Source organism: Tessaracoccus caeni, assembly GCF_029211185.1.
Taxonomy (GTDB): domain Bacteria; phylum Actinomycetota; class Actinomycetes; order Propionibacteriales; family Propionibacteriaceae; genus Arachnia; species Arachnia caeni.
The window spans coordinates 13,738-32,144 of sequence record NZ_JARGDO010000022.1 but is presented as its reverse complement, the minus strand read 5'-3'; the positions used below and the strand labels follow the sequence as shown (position 1 = coordinate 32,144).

At 67.9% G+C, this 18,407-nt stretch carries 16 protein-coding genes, 1 tRNA gene and 1 pseudogene; 6 read left to right on the top strand and 12 right to left on the bottom strand.

Going from position 1 to position 18,407, the window contains the following annotated elements; translation table 11 throughout:
• Positions 1–52: 52 nt before the first annotated feature.
• Positions 53–1,183 carry a nucleotide sugar dehydrogenase gene (locus P0D62_RS16410; protein ID WP_406708269.1) on the top strand — a complete coding sequence of 377 codons (1,131 nt, stop codon included), beginning with the start codon at positions 53–55 and terminating at the stop codon, positions 1,181–1,183.
• 257 nt (positions 1,184–1,440) lie between these two features.
• The gene (locus P0D62_RS16405) at positions 1,441–1,980 is read left to right on the top strand and encodes a WhiB family transcriptional regulator (RefSeq protein ID WP_275703623.1); all 540 of its coding nucleotides are present in this window, start codon (positions 1,441–1,443) and stop codon (positions 1,978–1,980) included.
• Between the two features lie 7 nt (positions 1,981–1,987).
• On the opposite strand, the gene P0D62_RS16400 is transcribed toward P0D62_RS16405, so the two are convergent.
• Positions 1,988–2,767, bottom strand: coding sequence for an HAD family hydrolase (locus P0D62_RS16400; protein WP_275703622.1), 780 nt, complete (start codon positions 2,765–2,767; stop codon positions 1,988–1,990).
• 52 nt (positions 2,768–2,819) lie between these two features.
• Positions 2,820–4,094, bottom strand: coding sequence for a serine--tRNA ligase (serS, locus tag P0D62_RS16395; protein ID WP_275703621.1), 1,275 nt, complete (start codon positions 4,092–4,094; stop codon positions 2,820–2,822).
• A gap of 61 nt (positions 4,095–4,155) precedes the next feature.
• On the opposite strand from serS, the gene P0D62_RS16390 reads away from it, so the two are divergent.
• Positions 4,156–5,700, top strand: a complete 1,545-nt coding sequence (locus tag P0D62_RS16390; protein WP_275703620.1) for a diacylglycerol kinase family protein — start codon at positions 4,156–4,158, stop codon at positions 5,698–5,700.
• Here the strand turns inward: P0D62_RS16390 and pheA are convergent.
• The 9 genes and pseudogenes from pheA to P0D62_RS16345 form a co-directional block, all read right to left on the bottom strand.
• A complete protein-coding gene (gene pheA, locus P0D62_RS16385) occupies positions 5,673–6,572 on the bottom strand; it encodes a prephenate dehydratase (protein WP_275703619.1) in 900 nt (299 codons plus the stop codon). The genes P0D62_RS16390 and pheA overlap by 28 nt on opposite strands.
• Before the next feature lie 30 nt (positions 6,573–6,602).
• Complete coding sequence (locus tag P0D62_RS16380; RefSeq protein WP_275703618.1) at positions 6,603–7,466, bottom strand: Fpg/Nei family DNA glycosylase; 864 nt, start codon at positions 7,464–7,466, stop codon at positions 6,603–6,605.
• Complete coding sequence (aat, locus tag P0D62_RS16375) at positions 7,459–8,193, bottom strand: leucyl/phenylalanyl-tRNA--protein transferase (RefSeq protein ID WP_275703617.1); 735 nt, start codon at positions 8,191–8,193, stop codon at positions 7,459–7,461. The genes P0D62_RS16380 and aat overlap by 8 nt, the downstream gene beginning before the upstream one ends.
• Before the next feature lie 48 nt (positions 8,194–8,241).
• A complete protein-coding gene (locus P0D62_RS16370) occupies positions 8,242–10,689 on the bottom strand; it encodes an FtsX-like permease family protein (protein ID WP_275703616.1) in 2,448 nt (815 codons plus the stop codon).
• Positions 10,689–11,420: pseudogene (locus P0D62_RS16365) on the bottom strand (ABC transporter ATP-binding protein); the annotation flags it as partial. The gene P0D62_RS16370 and the pseudogene P0D62_RS16365, both read right to left, overlap by 1 nt.
• A gap of 415 nt (positions 11,421–11,835) precedes the next feature.
• The gene (locus P0D62_RS16360; RefSeq protein ID WP_275703615.1) at positions 11,836–12,789 is read right to left on the bottom strand and encodes an L-lactate dehydrogenase; all 954 of its coding nucleotides are present in this window, start codon (positions 12,787–12,789) and stop codon (positions 11,836–11,838) included.
• 2 nt (positions 12,790–12,791) lie between these two features.
• Positions 12,792–13,766: a ribose-phosphate diphosphokinase gene (locus P0D62_RS16355; protein ID WP_275703645.1), complete on the bottom strand. Its 975-nt coding sequence runs from the start codon at positions 13,764–13,766 to the stop codon at positions 12,792–12,794.
• Between the two features lie 8 nt (positions 13,767–13,774).
• On the bottom strand, positions 13,775–15,214 hold the full coding sequence (glmU, locus tag P0D62_RS16350; RefSeq protein WP_319947017.1) for a bifunctional UDP-N-acetylglucosamine diphosphorylase/glucosamine-1-phosphate N-acetyltransferase GlmU: 1,440 nt from the start codon (positions 15,212–15,214) through the stop codon (positions 13,775–13,777).
• Between the two features lie 122 nt (positions 15,215–15,336).
• Positions 15,337–15,415 (bottom strand) — tRNA-Gln (locus P0D62_RS16345).
• A gap of 194 nt (positions 15,416–15,609) precedes the next feature.
• On the opposite strand from P0D62_RS16345, the gene P0D62_RS16340 reads away from it, so the two are divergent.
• Genes P0D62_RS16340 through P0D62_RS16330 form a run of 3 tightly spaced genes read left to right on the top strand, consistent with a single transcriptional unit; the run spans position 15,610 to position 17,639 of the window.
• Positions 15,610–16,188, top strand: coding sequence for a DNA-3-methyladenine glycosylase I (locus P0D62_RS16340; protein WP_275703613.1), 579 nt, complete (start codon positions 15,610–15,612; stop codon positions 16,186–16,188).
• A 9-nt stretch (positions 16,189–16,197) separates the two neighbouring features.
• Positions 16,198–17,097 carry a 4-(cytidine 5'-diphospho)-2-C-methyl-D-erythritol kinase gene (locus P0D62_RS16335; protein WP_275703612.1) on the top strand — a complete coding sequence of 300 codons (900 nt, stop codon included), beginning with the start codon at positions 16,198–16,200 and terminating at the stop codon, positions 17,095–17,097.
• Positions 17,094–17,639, top strand: a complete 546-nt coding sequence (locus P0D62_RS16330; RefSeq protein WP_275703611.1) for a MarR family winged helix-turn-helix transcriptional regulator — start codon at positions 17,094–17,096, stop codon at positions 17,637–17,639. Before P0D62_RS16335 ends, P0D62_RS16330 begins: the two co-directional genes overlap by 4 nt.
• On the opposite strand, the gene P0D62_RS16325 is transcribed toward P0D62_RS16330, so the two are convergent.
• Positions 17,600–18,286 carry a TetR/AcrR family transcriptional regulator gene (locus tag P0D62_RS16325; RefSeq protein WP_406708268.1) on the bottom strand — a complete coding sequence of 229 codons (687 nt, stop codon included), beginning with the start codon at positions 18,284–18,286 and terminating at the stop codon, positions 17,600–17,602. The genes P0D62_RS16330 and P0D62_RS16325 overlap by 40 nt on opposite strands.
• Positions 18,287–18,407 lie beyond the last annotated feature (121 nt).

Genomic DNA, 18,407 nt, shown 5'->3' with positions numbered 1-18,407 from the left:
CGGTTAGGGGTAGATAGTGAAGATCGTCGTCGTAGGCACCGGTTACGTCGGGCTGTCCAACGCCGTGCTGCTGGCTCAGCACCACGAGGTGACCGCCGTGGACATCGACCCGGAACGGGTAGCAAGGATCCAGCGTCAGGAATCCACCGTCCAGGACAATGAGCTCTCCGAGTACCTGGCCCAGGTGCCGCTGAGCCTCTCCGCCACGACGGATGCCGACACCGCCTATCTGGGCGCTGAGTACGTCGTGGTGGCGACGCCCACCAACTACGACCCCGTGACGAACTACTTCGACACGTCGTCGGTGGAGTCCGTTGTCGACGCCACGCTCCGGGCCAATCCTGAGGCGAACATCGTGATCAAGTCGACGGTACCCGTCGGCTTCACCGAGGATCTGCGCCAGCGACATCCCGGGGCGAGCATCATCTTCTCGCCGGAGTTCCTGCGGGAGGGACGTGCACTGTACGACAACCTCCACCCGTCGCGCATCGTGGTGGGAGACCAAGGTTCGGCAGCGCAACGCTTCGCGGAAGCGTTGCGCGGGGCCGCGCTGGAGCCCGACGTGCCCGTGCTGCTCACCGACGCCACCGAGGCCGAGGCGATCAAGCTGTTCGCCAACACCTATCTCGCGCTCCGGGTCGCCTACTTCAACGAGCTCGACACCTACGCCGCCTCCCGCGGCCTGGACACCCGGCAGATCATCGAGGGCATCGGCCTGGATCCGCGCATCGGCTCGCACTACAACAACCCGTCGTTCGGCTACGGCGGATACTGCCTGCCCAAGGACACCAAGCAGCTGCTGGCCAACTACTCGGATGTGCCGCAGAACCTGATCGGCGCCGTGGTCGACGCCAACCGGACCCGGAAGGACTTCATCGCCGAGGACATCCTGCGCCGCGACCCCGAAGTGGTCGGGGTATACCGGCTCACCATGAAGGAGGGCTCGGACAACTTCCGACAGTCCGCCATTCAGGGAATCATGAAGAGGCTCAAGGCGAAGGGCGTGCGAGTCATCGTCTACGAACCCGCATTGACCGAGGACACCTTCTACCACTCGGAAGTGATCCGCGATCTCGACGAGTTCAAGCGCCTCTCCGACGTGATCATCGCCAACCGCCGCACCGAGGTGCTGGACGACGTCACCGACAAGGTGTATACCCGCGACCTGTACGGGCGAGACTGACCCTCGACCGGGGCGCGGGACCATGACCGGCAGCGCGAGATCGGGCCGGAAAGCCCTCATCTCCCGCTATCCACAAACCCCTACGTCAAGTAGCAGTTCTGTACTACGGCGCCATGTGGCCCGATGAGTATCTACACTTGTTTTTCCCTAAGTATTAAGACTCTAAGAGTACTGGAGTCTTCCCCTAGACAAGGCCCTATCGCTCGCGCATTTCCTTTGCAAGGCTAGGTACTGGTAACTACGGCGAAGGAGGCCAAATGTCACTGGAGACTACGCCGGCCTGCGTCACCCGCGCCGACCTGTTCCTGCACCCATTCCTCGCGGAAACAGAGGCGCCGGCGAACAGCGCACAGCGTCGGGAACGCGACATGATGCGGATCCAGGCCAACGCGCTGTGCGAGTCCTGCCCGCTCCTCGCTGACTGCCTGGCCGCCGCCGTCTCGCGATTCGATGTCGCCGGATTCGCCGGCGGGACGACCCGCCGCCAGCGCCAGGAGATCCGCGCCCGGCTCAAGGTTTCGGTGGAATACGACGATCTCGACAGCTACATCGGCATGAGGTCCAGCCGGCACTTCGACGGCCGCGAGATCCAACGGTTGCGCGACACCTATCCCGACCAGCCGCTCAGCGTGATCGCAGCAAAGGCGGGCTGCTCCATTTCGACGGTGAAACGGCACCTCCGCCGCGCCGAATTGGAGGGCGTCGTCTACGTCGAAGCTCCGGCGCCGACCCCCCGGGAGATCCTCGCGGTGGCCACCGACATCAAGACCTGCAAGGTGCAACGCCAAGCTGCCTGACCCGACCTCAGAACCAACGTCTTAGTTCCTCGACGGTTCCGCCGTCGAGGAATTTTGCTGTGACATGGTCGGCGGAGGCTTGCACTGCGGGGCCGGCGTCGCCCAGCGCCACTCCACGCCCGGCCCAGGCCAGCATGTCGATGTCGTTGTTGCCGTCGCCGATCGCCAACACGTTGGACGGATCGATCCCCAGATCCTCACACACTCGCTTCAAGCCGTGCGACTTGTCGACACCAAAGGGCGCGATATCGAGCCAGGCCGACCACCCCACGAAGTAGCTCACCCCGTGCAGGCCGAGTTGGCGCACCATATCCTCGAAGATCGCCTGCTCGTTGTTGGGGTCGCGCAGCACGATCCGGCATACCGGCGCCGCGCTCATCTCCTCCAGGCTGGCAAACTCCAGCGGGCCCTCCATCTCGCCCTCCGGAAACGGCCGGTTGGCCACACGCGTCAGCCCTCGCTCGATCGCCACGCAGATGTCCGGAGCCACGTCCGCGACCTTCTGAAGGGTCACCGTCGGGTCGAAGCGCTCCTCGAAGACGACATCCGTGGGGGCATGCCGCAGCCCGACCGCCCCGTTGGAACAGATCGCCCAGCCGTCCGGGAGGTCCAGCTGCTCGAAGATCGGTCGCGTCGACCACCACGAGCGCCCGGTGGACAGCACGACGGGCACCCCGGCATCCACCACCCGACGCACCGCCGCGCGCACGTCGTCGGGCATCCGGCCTGACCAATCGACCAGGGTGCCGTCGATGTCGAGCGCGACGAGTTGGGGCTGAAAACTCATGGGTACTTTGTAGCACTCCTGAGGTAACCCGCTGGTGAACGCACCGTGTGGGCTAGCTGACCGGAGACAGTACCTCTCGGCCGCCCAGGTAGGGGCGCAGAGCCTCGGGAACGCTCACCGAACCGTCGGACCTCTGGTGGTTCTCCAGCAGCATGATGATGATCCGGGTCATGGCGCAGAGCGTGCCGTTGAGCGTCGCGACGGGGCGCACTCCGTCGGCGAAGCGGCCGCGGATGCCCAGGCGACGGGCCTGGAACTCGCTGCAGTTCGACGTGGAGGTCACCTCGCGATAGCGCTTCTGCGTGGGCAGCCAGGCGTAGCAGTCGTACTTGCGAGCAGCCGACAGGCCCAGGTCGCCGGCAGCCACGTCGAGCACCTGGAAGGGGATCTCCAAGGCCTGCAGGAAGTCCTTCTCATAGCCGAGCAGCTTCTCGTGCCAGTCCTCGGCCTCGGCGGGATCGCAGTGCACGAACATCTCGACCTTGTCGAACCAGTGCACGCGGAAGATGCCGCGGGTGTCCTTGCCGTAGGAGCCGGCCTCGCGCCGGAAGCACGGGCTGAAGGCGGCGTAGCGGCGCGGCAGGCTGGCGGCGTCGAGGATCTCGTTCGAGTGGAAGGCGGCCAGCGCCACCTCGGAGGTGCCGACCAGGTAAAGATCGTCGGCGGGCAGGTGATAGACGTCCTGCGCGGCCTGGCCGAGGAAGCCGGTGCCTTCCATGGCCGACGGCTTCACCAGCGCCGGCGGCATCATGGGGGTGAAGCCCCATTCGGCGGCCTTGCTCATGGCCAGGTTCAGCAGCGCCAGCTCCAGCTGGGCGCCCACCCCGGTGAGCACGTAGAAGCGCGAGCCGGAGATCTTGGCGCCGCGCTCCATGTCGATGGCGCCCAGCTTCTCCCCCAGCTCCAGGTGATCCTTGGGCTCAAACCCCTCGGCCGCGAAGTCGCGGGGGGTGCCGACGGTCTCGCGCACGACGCCGTCGTCCTCGCCGCCCTGGGGCACGCCGTCGATGACGAGGTTGCCGAACTGCTTCATCAGTTCGGTGAATGCTCGCTCGGCCTCCTCGACGGCCACCTGCGCGGCCTTGACCTCGCCGGACAGTTCCTTCGTGCGCGTCAACAAGGCGGTGCGCTCGTCGCCCTGCGCCTTGGCCACCGACTTGCCCATGCTCTTCTGCTCGGCGCGCAGCGCCTCGAAGGAGGCGATGCTCGAGCGGCGCTTCTCGTCGGCGGCGACCAGGTCGTCGACCAGTTCGACGGAGTCGCCGCGCAGGGCCTGCGAGCGGCGGATTCGGTCGGGATCGTTTCGGAGCACTTGCGGATCGAGCATGGGGCTCAGTCTAGAGGTTTCGTGGAACCCCTTCCCTTCGGCCGCGTGCCAAGATGGGGCCATGACCACCCGCGTCCGCTTGATCGCCATCGTCATCCTCGGTGTCGCGATGGCGACCTGGGTGGCGCTCTGGCCGCATCTCGGGGCGGTCGACGCGTGGTGGCGCTGGGCCCCGCCCGCCGAGCGAAGCAACTCGGGTCAGATCTGGTCGGCCATCGCACTGTTCACCTCGCCCGTCGTCGTCTACACGATGGCGGCATTCGCCGCGATCTGGGCTGCGCGGCGGCGACTGTTCGCCGCGTCGGCGTCGATCGTCCTCACGTCGGTGCTGACGGCGTCCATCACGCAGGTGATGAAGGAACTCGTTCACCGGCCTCGCGCCGACAGCCCATGGGCCTACCTGCTCAGCCAGACCGGCTGGTCCTTCCCGTCGGGCCACGTATCCGCGTGGACCGCGGTGGCGGTCGCCGTCGTGACGCTCAGCCGCGTGGCCGGCCAGTCGAAGCGCATGGTCTGGGCATGGCGCGGGGTGGCGCTGGGATCGGTGGCGGTGGTCATGGTGTGTCGGCTCACGCTGCACGCGCACTACGTCACCGACGTGATCGGCGGCGCCCTCCTGGCGCTCCTCGTCGCCACCTCGTCCAACCTGCTCTGCGGCGTGCACGCGTTCGGCGGACGCCGGGGCGACGGGGCCAGGCGCGCGGGCGTCATCTTCAACCCGGCGAAGATCGTCGACCTGACCGTGTTCAAGCAGCTCCTGGAGACCGCCCTCGCCGAGAACGGATGGGGGCCACCGATCTACCTGCCCACCTCTCCGGATGACCCCGGCCACGCGATGGCGAGGCATGCGGTGCGGATCGGCGTGGACCGGGTGCTGATCGCGGGCGGCGACGGGACGGTGCGCGTCGCGCTCGGCGAGCTCGCGGGAACCGGGGTGGAGGCCGCGATCATTCCTTCGGGCACCGCCAATCTGCTGGCCCAGAACCTCGGCATCCCCTTCGACCTGTCACGTTCGCTACGGCTGGCGCTGCGCGGCGAGCCTCGCCCCCTCGACCTGATCAAGGTCACTTCGCCGGAGCGACGGGGCTTCGTCGAGTACGCCGGCGTGCTCGCGGGCATCGGCGCCGACGCCGCGGTGATCAGCAACACCAACGAGGAGCTGAAGCGCCAGATCGGCACCGCCGCCTACGTCGTCGCGGCTCTGAACCAGGTCAAGACCCATCCCATGGACGTGCTGATCACCGTCGACGACGAGCATCCCATCCGACGCGCCGCATCGCTGGTGTCGGTGGGCAACGTGGCCGATCTGCAGCCGGGCCTCACCCTGATTCCGGGCGCGAGCACCAGCGACGGCATCCTCGACCTGCTGATCGCGTCGCCCCGCAACGTCGGCGATGTGGTCGAGATGATCGGCGGCGTGCTGACCCAGTCCAAGAACGAGCCGAGGATCGATCGCTTCACCGGGCGCACCGTGCACGTGGAGACCGCCGAGCCGGCGTTATGCCAGATCGACGGCGACGTCGTCGGCGAGTTCCGGCACCTCGACTTCCACATCGTGCCCGGCGCCGTCCCGCTGGCTCAGCCCAAGGAGTCCAGCCAGGCCTGAGCCGAGTGGTAGTCCTCATCGGTGACGCCGGGACGAAGCGCCGGGCGTTCGCGGTCGGCGCGGGGGTAGGAGCCGAGGAAGTGCACCGTCGGGCAGGTGCGGTGAAGTCCGGTGAGCGCCTCGGCGATGCGAGCGTCATGGAGGTGGCCCTCCGCGTCGATGGAGAAGCAGTACGACCCCAGCCCCTGCTTGGTGGGCCGCGACTCGATCCGGCTGAGGTTCACCCCACGCACCGCGAACTGCTCCAGGATCTCCAGCAGCGCGCCCGCGTGGTCCTCGCGCATGTAGGCCACCAGCGTCGTCTTGTCGGCGCCGGTGCGCTCGGGCACCGGACCTGGCCGTCCCACCTGCACGAAGCGGGTGACCGCACCGGGGTTGTCCTCGATCCGGTAGGCCAGCTCCTCCAGGTGATACAGCCGTCCGGCGACGCGCGCGCAGACGGCGGCGTCGTAGCGGGAGTCGGGCTTGGCCACCTCAGCCGCAGCACCGGCGGTGGAACCCGCCTCGGTGACGGTGGCGTTCGGCACCATCAGGGCCAGCCACTCGCGGCACTGCGCCGCCGCATGACCGTGGGTGAGCACCTGGCGCACATCGTCCAGCTTGGTGCCCTTGCGGGCGTAGAACCCGAACTCGACGGGGATCACGATTTCGCCCTTGATCATCAGCGGCGAGCCCGCGATCAGCTCGTCGAGCGTGGCCGAGACGCCGCCCTCCACCGAGTTCTCGATCGGCACCACGGATCCCTCGACGTCGCCGCGCCGCACGGCCTCCAGCGCCTCGCGGACGCTCGGAAAGTCGATCGCCTCGCCCTCCCACACGGAGCGCAACGCCTGATGAGTGAAGGTCCCAGCCGGGCCGAAATATCCAAGCACGGACCTAATCTATCCACTCCGGCACCAGCCTCAGCGCAGGAGCTTGGACATCCGGCGGTCGGCCAGCTTCTTTCCTCCGGTCTGGCAGCCGGGGCAGTACTGCAGCGAGGAGTCGGAGAACGACACCTCCGCGACGACGTCGCCGCACACCCGGCAGGTGTGGCCGGCTCGGCCGTGCACCCGCATGGCCGAGCGTTTCGCGTCCTTGAGCTGGGCCATCGGCACGGTCGATGCCTTCTCGACGGCGTCACCGAGCACCTCGCGGATGTGGCCGTACAGCGCTGCGACGGCGTCCGCGTCGAGCGTTGAACACGGCGTGAAGGGACTCAGCCGGGCGGCGTGCAGGATCTCGTCGGAGTAGGCGTTGCCGATGCCGGCGAGCTTGCGTTGATCGCGCAGCACGCCCTTCAGCTGGGAGCGTCCGGAGTCCGCCAGGATGCGTGCCAGGTCGTCGACGGTGAAGCCTTCGGCCAGCGGATCAGGGCCTAGAGCGGCGATGCCGCGCACCTCGTCGGGGGAGTTCACGACGTAGATCGCGAGATGCTTCTGGGTGCCGGCCTCGGTGAGCGAGAACCCGGACCCGTCGTCGAGGATGAGCCGGAACGCAAGACCAGAGCGTCCGGGCCGGGGAGGCACCGTGGGGGCGACGTCGTGCCAGGTCACCCAGCCGGCCCGCGCCAGGTGGAAGATCAGGTGCACGCCCTGGGCGTCGATGTCGATGAACTTGCCGTGCCGCGAGACGCCGTCGACCTCCAACCCCGCCAATGCCTCGAGCGGAACCGCGAAGGTCTTGAGCGCGCTGAACGCCACCAGGTGGCCGGACGCGATGGCCTTGCCCTTCAGTCGGTCGTTCAGCTGGCCGGCGACGCTGGCCACCTCGGGTAGTTCAGGCATGGGTTCCTCCCCTGCTGAGGCTATCCCAGCGAGCGAGCAACTCGGCGCCGGTGAGGACAGCGCCCTGTGACGCCGCCCATTCGTGGGTGGGGCGTTCCAGGGCCTCGCTGAGACGCCGCAGATACGCCTGGCGAGGGATCTCGTAGGCACCCAGCGACCCCAGATGGTCGGTGAGCCACTGCACGTCGAGCAGCGTGATGCCCCTGCCGAGCAACTCGACGACCAACCGCAGCAGCGCCACCTTGGAGGCGTCGCGTCCCAGCTCCGGGTGGTGGAACATCGACTCGCCGGCGAACAGCGCCCCCTGATGCACGCCGTAAAGCCCCCCGACCAGGCGTCCGTCGGCCCCCCACACCTCGACGCTGTGCACGTGGCCCAACTGGTGCAGCGTGGTGTAGGCATCGCGGATCCGCTCGTCGATCCAGGCGCCCTTCCGCCCGGGATCGGCGCACGCGTCCATCACCTGCCCGAAGGCGCGATCGACCGTGGTGCGGTACCGCTTCGCCGACTTCCGCAGCGACCTGGTGACGTGCAGCTCGTGTGGGTTCATCACCCCGCGTCGGATGGGCGACCACCAGCCCATGTCGGCCGAGTAGTCGTCGATGGGCATGGGGAACACGCCGGCCCGGTAGGCCTCGAGCGCCAGGGCAGCGTCGAACTCCTCGGAGAAGCCGATCAGATCCTGAGACGGCCAGTGCCGAGGAGGTCCGAACACCGGGCTGAGCATTCACCCATTGTTCCAAACGCCTCCGACAGTCGCGGGGCATCGGCGTACTCAGTCGACGGCGAGGGCCTCGGTAGGCGTCGCATTGGCCGCTTTGCGACCGGGCAGCACCGACGCCAGGCAGGCGGCCAGCAGGCACACCCCGATCAGCGCCGCGGTGTAGCCGACGTCGATCGAGAACTTCAGCTCGGCCACGCCGTCGCCCATCGCTGCCATCGCCGACGAGACGCCCAGCCAGCCGAAGAAGCCGCCGGCGATCAGCCCCACTCCGGTGCCCACCGCGACGAGCGCGATGGCCTCGATCAGCAACATCTGACGCAGGCCCGCGCGCTGCATGCCGAGCGCCCTCAGCAGCGCCGACTCCCTCTGGCGTTCGATCACCGACAGCCCCAACGTGTTGCCCACGCCCACCAGAGCGATCAGCACGGCGACGCCGAGCAGCGCAGTGAGCACGATCAGCATGATGTCGAGCACCTGCTGCAACAGACCGGCCATCATGGCCCCGCCCTCGAGATACACCTCCGGGTAGGCGCTGAAGATGGTGACCACGTCGTTCAGCTGCGTGGTGGAGGTGCGATCCACCAGCTTGATCCAGGCCTTCGTCGTCTGGGTCTCCCCGGCGATGCGCTGAAGGGTTGCGCCGGTCACGCCCATCTCGGAGTACCCCATCCGCTCGGAGGTGACCACCTTCAACGGGATCGGGCCGTCGACGCCGGGCACCTCGATGGTGCTGCCGGCCTCCATGCCCTCGTAGGGCGACACGTAGACGGTGTCGTCGGCCAGCTTCTCCAGCGGATCCATGCCCCATTCCGAGTAGGCACGCGCCGCGTCGAAGGCCTGGCCGTAGATGCCGAAGTCCTCCTGGGCGATCTCGACGCTCTTCGACTCGATCACGATCAGCTTCTGCACCGACGGCGAGGCCTCTGCCTTCGTCAGCGCCGCGGCGGGCAGCTGCTCACCGGAGCTGGCCGTGATGTCGATCGGCACCTGCTTGTCGATGGTGGCCATGCCCGTGGTGCGGGCGGTGGCCAGCGCCACCTGCAGCGTGACGATCAACCCGACGGCGATCATCAGGGCGGTCGCCGTCGACGCGGCGCGAGCGGGATTGCGGGCGGCGTTGGTGAACGCGAGCCGGAAGGCAGGGCTGATCCGGCCGAAGACGCGCCCGAGCAGGCGCAGGATCGGCGCCACGTACAGCGGGGCCATGCCCAGCACGGCGATGGTGAGCAGCACGCCGCCGATCATGGCGAAAGGCAGCGCCCACTCCTCCAGGCCACGGCTGTAGACCACGACGGCGATGCCGCCCGCCAGGGCAAGGGCGCAGATCACGATGCGAACGATGCCGGCCCGCTTGGCCTGGGCCTCCGTCGGCACCGCCTGCAGCGCCTCGAGCGGCTTGACGCGGGACGCCTGGATCGACGGAGCCACCGCGGAGATGACCGTCGCCACGACGCCCACCAGAACGGCGACGCCGACCTCGCTCCACTTCACGACCATGCCCCAATACAACGCGCCGGTGATGGAGGCGCCGATCGCGGCCACCCCGAAGCCCACCGCGATGCCGAGCAGCGACCCGAGCAGACCCAGCAGCACCGACTCGGCCAGCTGGCGTCCGATGACCTGGCCGGTGGACGCCCCCACGGCGCGCAGCAGGCCCACCTGGCGACGGCGTTGGGTCACCAGGATGGTGAAGGTGTTGGCGATGGTGAGCATGCCGACCGCCAGCGCCAACCCGCCGAAGCCCCACAACACGTACTTGAAGATGTCGAGTTCTGCGGTGAGCATGTTGAGCTGGGTCGCGCGCTCCTCGTCGCCTGTCCGGATGCTCAGGGCGTCGGAGGTGCCGAAGGTGGCGGTGAGCGCGTCCACCAGCTGCTGCGGCGTGACGCCGTCGTCAGCCTTGACGGCATAGGTATAGGGATCACCCATGTCGCGGGTGTCGATGTAGCCGACCTCCTGGTAGATCGACCGGGGGTCGTCGGTCAGCCCGACGACGGTGTACCCGAACCCTCCGCCCTCGACCGTCACCTGATCGCCCACGCCGACGCCGAGCCTGCGGGCGCCCGACTCGGACAAGGTGATCTCCTCGGGCGCGGTCGGGAACCGGCCGTCGGTCAGCTGAGACCATCGGAAGGCGTCGTCGGGCTCGCCATTGAGCGAGAAGAAGATGGTCTCGCCGGCGTTGCTGAGCATGGCGCTGGAGCCGAAGATGCCCTGCACCGCAGCCACCCCGTCGACGGCCTCGATCTGAGCCTGGTCGAGCGAACGCTCAGACTCGATCGGTTCCCCGTTGTCGTCGAACTCCATGAAGTCCGCGACATTGACCACAACGTCGGCGTGCGAGATGCCCAGCGCATTCGACTTGGCCAGCGCAGCCTGCTGGGTGCTGATGAGGATGGAGATGGCAGAGATGAAGCCGATGCTGATCGCGATGGCGATCAGGGTGGCGGCGAAACGACCCGGGTGAAGCCGGATCTCGTTGGAGGCGTCGCGCAGCATCAGGACAGCTCCCCCAGCCGGGCCATGACGCCGTCGGCGGTGGGGTGGGCGATGTCGTCGACGACGCGCCCGTCGAGCAGCAGCAGCGCGCGGTCGGCGTAGCTGGCGGCCTTGGGGTCATGGGTGACCATGATGATGGTTTGACCCTGCTCACGGGAGCAGCGCTGGAGGTAGTCCAGCAGGGTCGCGGAGGTCTTGGTGTCCAACGCTCCGGTGGGCTCGTCGGCGAAGATCACCTCCGGCTGGGTGATCAGGGCCCGCGCCACGGCGACGCGCTGCTGCTGACCGCCGGAGAGCTGACTGGGGCGATGGCTCAGGCGGTCGCGCAGGCCGAGCGAGTCCACAACCTGAGCGAAAAGGGCCTTGTCAGCGCGTCGGCCGGCCAGGTCGAGGGGCAGCAGGATGTTCTGCTCGGCGGTCAGCGTCGGCAGCAGGTTGAACGACTGGAAGACGAAACCCACCTTGTCGCGACGCACCTTGGTGACCACGCGCTCCGGCAGGGAGGCGATGTCCTGATCACCCACGAACACCTGGCCTTGGGTGGGTCGGTCGAGTCCGGCCATGCAGTGCATCAGCGTCGACTTGCCGGAACCCGAGGGCCCCATGATCGCGGTGAACGATCCGCTCGCGATCTCCAGGCTCACGTCGTCGACGGCCACCACGGCGCGGTCCTTCTCGCCGTAGACCTTGGTGAGGTGGGCGGTCGCGCAGGCGGCGCGGGTGGTGACGGGCGGAGCGATGCTCATGTACTCAGACCTCTTTCATGATGAACAGCGAGTTCACCCTACGGAAGGCTCTGGGCGGGGACATCGGCCGAGGATCGCGGGTTCACGGCGCCGCGATGAGACCAGGGTCGGGGCTGTCTGGGGGTATAGCCGGACCTCACGTCCCCCATCCGATGAAGAACGCACACTCGACGCCGTCAGGGCGCCGTTTGCCTCCCAAGGGCCTACTTGTGTGCGTTTTTCATCGTTGGGCTGGGCGAAGCACCACTCACGCTCTTTGAGGTGCGGAGCGCAGCGGAGCCTCGAAAAGAGCCAGCCGGCGGCCGAAAAGCCGTATCTGCCATAGGTTGCGCCAGCTCTCCTCGAGGCTCCTCGCAGAGCTCGTCACACCTCGAAGAGCGTGACGTGACGAGCGGGTCGGTCAGAAGCCGAGGCTGCGCAGCTGGTCGCTGATCGCCTGGCCGCTGCGCTGCAGGGCAGCCAGCTCGTCGTCGTCGATCATCAGCTCGAAGGGCTGCGCCGCGCCGTCGCGACCCACCAGGGTGGGCACCGACATGGTCACGTTCTTGATGCCCAGCCAGTCGTCGAGGTGCGACGACACCGGCAGGATCCGGCTCTCGTCGCGGATCACCGTCTGCACGATGTCGGCGGCGGAGAGGCCGATCGCGTGGTTGGTCGCGCCCTTGCCCTCGATGATCTTGTAGGCCGCATACACCGTCTCGTGGGCGATGCGCTCGCGCACCTCGGGGCCGAGCTTTCCGGTCTGCAGCTCCCAATCGAACAGCGAGATGGGCCCGATGCGCGCCACCGACCACAGCGGGGTCTCGGTGTCGCCGTGCTCGCCCACCATGTAGGCGTGCACGTTGCGCACCGCCACGCCGGTGGCCTGCGAGATCTGGTAGCGCAGGCGCGCCGAGTCCAGCACCGTGCCGGAGCCGAACAGCTGATGGCGCGGCAGGCCGGTGATGTGGAGGGCGGCCTCGGTGACGACGTCGACCGGGTTGGTCACCATGATGAAGCGCGCCTGCGGGGAGCGCTCCACCAGCGGCGGCAGGATCTTCTTGATCAGGCCGACGGTGGCGTTGGCCAGATCCATGCGGGTCTGGCCGGGCTGCTGACGCGCACCCGCGGTGACGACGATCACATCGGAGCCCGAGGTGGCGTCGACATCCGCCGTGCCGTCGATCTGGGCGGCCGGGTAGAAGGCGCTGCCGTGCGCCATATCCGCCGCTTCGGCCTTGGCCTTGGCCTCATTGATGTCCTGCAGGACGACGTGCTGAGCGACGCCCTTGAGGAGAAGGCTCAGGGCGACGGACGAGCCGACGGCTCCGGCGCCGACGACGGAAACCTTGGTGGGTGTGCGGTCTATTGACATGTTTACGAAACTCCTCCGAAGAGCGATGTGACCGAGCCGTCGAGGAAGACCGCGCTGATCGCTTTGGAGATCAGCGGGGCAATCGACAACACCGTCAGATTACTGATCGGCTCGGCGGTCTTGATGGGCAGGGTGTTGGTAACGATAACCTCATCGATTCCGCTGGAGTTGAGGCGTTCGGCAGCCGGACCGGAGAAAACCGCATGCGTGGCCGCGACGATGACCCTCGAGGCGCCCCTTTCCTTGAGCGTCTCGGCGGCCTGACAGATGGTGCCGGCGGTGTCGATCATGTCGTCGACGAGCAGGCAGGTCTTGCCGACCACGTCGCCCACGACCTCACGCACCTCGACGGTGTTGGCCTTGTTGGGGTCGCGACGCTTGTGCACGATGGCCAGAGGGCAGTCCAGCATGTCGGTCCATACGTCGGCCAAGCGCACCCGCCCGGCGTCGGGCGAGACCACGACCATCTGGGAGAGGTCGTAGTTGGCCTTGACGTGCTCGGAGAGCACCGGGTGGCCCCAGAGATGATCGACGGGGCCGTCGAAGAAGCCCTGGATCTGCGCGGCGTGCAGGTCGACCGACATGATCCGGTCGGCGCCGGCGGCATGGAACAGATCGGCGACCAAGCGCGCGGAGATGGGCTCGCGACCCATGTGCTTCTTGTCCTGGCGCGCGTAGGGGTAGAACGGAGCGACGACGGTGATCCGCTTGGCGGAGGCGCGCTTGAGCGCGTCCACCATGATCAGCTGCTCCATGATCCACTCGTTGACCGGCGCCGTATGCGACTGAATCACGAAGGCGTCGCACCCGCGAACCGACTCCTCGAAGCGCACGTAGGTCTCGGAGTTGGCGTAGTTGAGGGCTCGGGTGGGCACGATCTGCTGGCCCAGCAGGTCGGCCACTTCCTGCGCCAGCTCGGGGTACGCACGCCCCGAGAACAGCATCAGGTGCTTGTCGTTCTTCGCGATCTGTTCCATCGACTGAGTCACGCCTTCTTCTTAGCTCGGGATTCGGCCACCGCCGGGTGGATGGTGCCGTCGTGTTCCTCGGCGGAGCGCGCAGCCTTCGATTCGGGGCGGCGGTTGGCCACCCAGCCCTCGATGTTGCGCTGCCGTCCTCGGGCCACAGCCAGTTCGCCCGCACCGATGTCGTCGGTGATGGTCGATCCGGCGGCCACGAAGGCGCCGGGGGCGATATCGACCGGTGCCACCAGCACCGAGTTGGAGCCGACGAACGCGTTGGCTCCCACCCGGGTGGTGGACTTGTTGACGCCGTCGTAGTTGGCGAAGATCGTGCCAGCCCCGATGTTGGCACCCTCCTCCACGATGGCATCCCCGCAATAGGTGAGGTGGGGAACCTTGGCGCCGGGCGCGATCTGCGCGTTCTTCACCTCGACGAACGCACCCACCTTCGCTCCCTCGCCGAGCTCGGCACCGGGACGCAGATAGCTGAACGGGCCGACGCTCGCCCGCTTGCCGATCACCGCGAACGAGCCGTGCGTGCGGACCACCTCTGCGCCGGCACCGACCTCGACGTCCATCAGGGTGGTGTCGGGACCGATGATGGCGCCCTCCCCCACGGTGGTGGCGCCCTGCAGGATCACGCCGGGCATCAGCGTGACGTCGGGGGCGAGGTCGACGTCGATATCGACCCACGTGGAGCGCGGGTCGATCATGGTGACGCCCTTCAGCATCCAGGAGTCGAGGATCCGGCGGTTCATCTCGCGGCCCATCTGGGCCAGCTGCACGCGGTCGTTGACGCCGATGGTCTGCCACACGTCGTCGGTCTGGAAGCCGCCGACGCCCAGGCCCTGCGCGTGCGCGTAGTGCAGCACGTCGGTGAGGTACATCTCACCTTGCGCGTTGTCGGTGCTGAGTTGAGCGAGGCCTTCGCGGAGCAGCTGAGCGTCGAAGACGTAGATGCCCGAGTTGATCTCGCGGATGGCGCGCTGCTCGTCGGTGGCGTCTTTGTGCTCGACGATGCCGGTGACCTTCTCGCCGTCGCGCAGCACGCGGCCGTAGCCGGTGGCGTCCTCGACCTCGGCCGTCAGCACGGTGACGACGTTGGAGCGGGCGCGATGCACGGCGACGAGGCGACGGAGCGTGTCGCCGGAGAGCATGGGCACGTCGGCGTAGGTGACCACGACGTCGCCCGTGAGGTCGTCGAGTCCCTCCAGGCCGCAGAGCACGGCATGGCCGGTGCCGAGCTGTTGATCCTGCACCGCGACGCTCACCCGCTCGGAGAGCTTGTCGAGGTGATCGATGACCTGCTCGCGCTGATGACCGACGACCACCACCAGGTGCTGGGGGTCGAGCGCGGCTGCGGCGCTGACCGCGTAGCTGAGCATGGACTTGCCCGCCACTTCGTGCAGCAGCTTGGACTTGCTGGATTTCATGCGGGTACCACCACCCGCGGCGAGGACCACCACCCCGGCTACGGGGGCAAGGTCGGATTCCGGACGCTGAGATGACACTGCTCTTGATCCCTTCCGCAGATGCGATCGGTGAGACGCGCGCAACGGACGATCAGCTGCACGACGCTCATCCGCTCCCCGGGTAGGAGTCGAACCTACTTCGCTTATCCTGATTCAAAGTCAGGCGGGCCCTGCCGAAAGACCAACCGGGGATCGGCTCCGAAGAACCGTCGCTCAGTCTATTGCACTGGCCTGAACGATGGCCACCGAACGGATTTCCCACGCAATCTCGCGGTTGTGGACGAAATCCGGGTCTTTCCACAGGCCCCGTTTCTGGGGTTCCGCAGGCCGTCGCCTCCTCCTATCGTGGGCGCCATCACCCCTCAATGGGCCGCTAGGAGGACACCATGGACGACCGCATCCGCTGCTTCGGCAGTGGCGACGAGGCGTACGCGCGCTACCACGACGAGGAATGGGGCCGCGATGTCGAGGACTCCCCCGACGAGCGCGAACTGTTCGAGCGCTTGTGCCTGGAGGGCTTCCAGGCCGGCCTCAGCTGGCTCACCGTGCTGCGCAAACGCGAGGCCTTCCGAGCGGCCTTCGCCGGCTTCGCGCCCGCGGAGGTGGCGGAGTTCGATGACGATGACGTCGAGCGGCTCATGTCCGATCCGGGCATCATCCACAACCGGATGAAGATCCGGGCCACCATCGGCAACGCCCGCGCCTTGCTCGCCCTGCACACCGACGGCGGACGGCTGCGCGATCTGGTGGAGGCGCACCGCCCGGAGCGGCACCGTCGGCCTCTCACCTTCGCCGATCTGGCCGGCTCCACCCCGGAGTCGGAGGCCCTGTCCAAGGAGCTGAAGAAGCTCGGCTTCCGCTTCGTGGGCCCCACCACCGTCTACGCCTTGATGCAGGCGCTGAACATCGTCGACGACCACCTCGCGGGCTGCTGGGTGGCCCAGGAGAGGGAAGGGGTGCGGTAGTTTCGGGGCATGACTTCCACCGTCCGCGTTCGAGTGCCCGCCAAAGTGAACCTGGCGCTGCTCGTGGGCGGGGTGGACGAGCAGGGTTATCACGAGCTCGGCACCATCTTCCAGGCCGTGTCACTGGGTGACGAGATCGTGGCCGAACGGGCGTCGGGGTTCTCGTTGCGCAACCGGGGAGAGGGCTCGGCGTTCCTCCCCGTCGACGACACCAACCTGGCCATCCGCGCCGCCAAGCTCCTGGCCGAGCGTCACGACGTGGACGAGGGCGTGCGGCTGGCCATCCGCAAACGCATCCCGGTGGCCGGCGGCATGGCCGGGGGGTCGGCAGACGCGGCGGGCGTGCTGGTGGCCTGCAACGCCCTATGGAATCTGGGTCTGAGCCGCGCCGCGCTCACCGAGTACGCGGCCGAACTGGGAGCCGACGTGCCGTTCCTGCTGCTGGGCGGCACCGCCATCGGCACCGGCCGCGGCGACGTGCTCACCCCCGTCGTGACGCGGGGCGTCTATCACTGGACCTTCGCCCTCGCCCACGGCGGCCTCTCCACTCCCGCGGTGTTCCGCGAGTTCGACCGTCTGGGCGATGGCCGTCCCACCGACATTCCCACCGACCTCCTCGCAGCGCTCTCCTCCGGGGACGTGCCGGCGGTCGGAGAGCTGTTGGTCAACCATCTGACGGAGGCGGCCGTCAGCCTCGATCCGACGCTCGCCCGCACCCTCGAGTTGGGGCGCGATGCCGGTGCTCTCGGCGCCATCGTCAGCGGTTCCGGCCCGACGTGCGCGTTCTTGGCGGGTTCTGAGGGCCACAGCCAGGAGCTCGCGGAGGCGCTCAGCGTGTCATCGGGAGTGCGAGCCGTGCGCTGCGCGTTCGGTCCGGTGGCCGGCGCGCAGGTGATCGGCAAGTCGTGACACCATCTCGCAAGCGGGCCGCCGACCCCGATCCCATCGAGACCGCGCCGCTGCGCGACGAGGTGGACTCCGTCGTCGAGGCGTGGACGGAAGCTCATCCGGATCTCGACCTCACGCCGCTGCACGTCTTCTCGCGGATCGACCGCATCGCCCAGCTGCTCGACCGGCATCGTCGACGCACCTTCCAAGCCCACGACCTCGAGCCGTGGGAGTTCGACGTGCTGGCCGCCCTGCGCCGGGCCGGCGCGCCCTACCGGCTCTCCCCCGGGCGGCTGCTGCGCGAGACGCACGTCACCTCCGGCACCATGACCAACCGGGTGGATCGTCTGGTGGCAAAGGGGCTGGTCCACCGCGCGCAGGATCCCAGCGACGGCCGGGGTGTGCTGGTTGAGTTGACCGACGACGGTCTCCACCTGGTGGACCGGGCGCTCGCGGCGCTGGTCGATCTCGAAGCCGGGCTCCTCGGCGAATGGTCGTGCGACGAGCGCGGCGACCTGGCCGCCTACTTGCGCCGGCTCTTGCTGGATTCCGACCCGTCCTGATCGAGCGCCTGGTTGGACCGGCCGCGCTGCCGTCTCCGCTCATCGACGCGGTCCATCAGTAGCGTCGGCTCGGCCACCAGATGGGCCATGCCGTTCCAGGCCAGGTTCACCAGGTGGCTGGCCACCACATGCTTATCGGGGGTGCGGTTCTCCAGCCACTGCTGGCCGGTCATCGCCACCAGCCCCACCAAGGCCTGGGCGTAGAGCCCGGCGAACTCCGGCTCGTGCCCGGCTTTGCGGAATTGCGCCGCCAAGAGGTCTTCCACCTGGACGGCGATGTCGCTCAGGATCGACGCGAATGAGCCCGCCGGCTGGGTGATCGAGGAGTCTCTGGCCAGGATCCGGAAGCCGTCCGGGCAGCGGTCGATGTAGGTGAGCAGCGCCATCGCCCCGCGCTCCAGCAGCTCCCGCGGACCCGCCCCCCGTGTGGTCAGTGCCGTGCGGATCTCGTCGTGCAGGGCTCGGGTCTCGCGATCCACGACCACCGCATAGGCGCCTTCTTTGCCACCGAAGTGCTCGTAGACCACCGGCTTGCTCACGCCGGCCCGGGCCGCGATCTCCTCGACGGAGGTGCCCTCGAAACCCTTCTCCGCGAACAGCTCCCGCGCGATCACGATGAGCTGCTCGCGTCGCTCGGCGGCGCTCATCCGAGTGCGGGAGCGCCTGGCGCGAGTCGACGAGGTCATGGCACCATCCTGGCCCATCGAATCAACCCCCGCCATCTCCAGCCCCCCAAAGCACCCCAAGCACCCCGCCCGCAATCCAGGA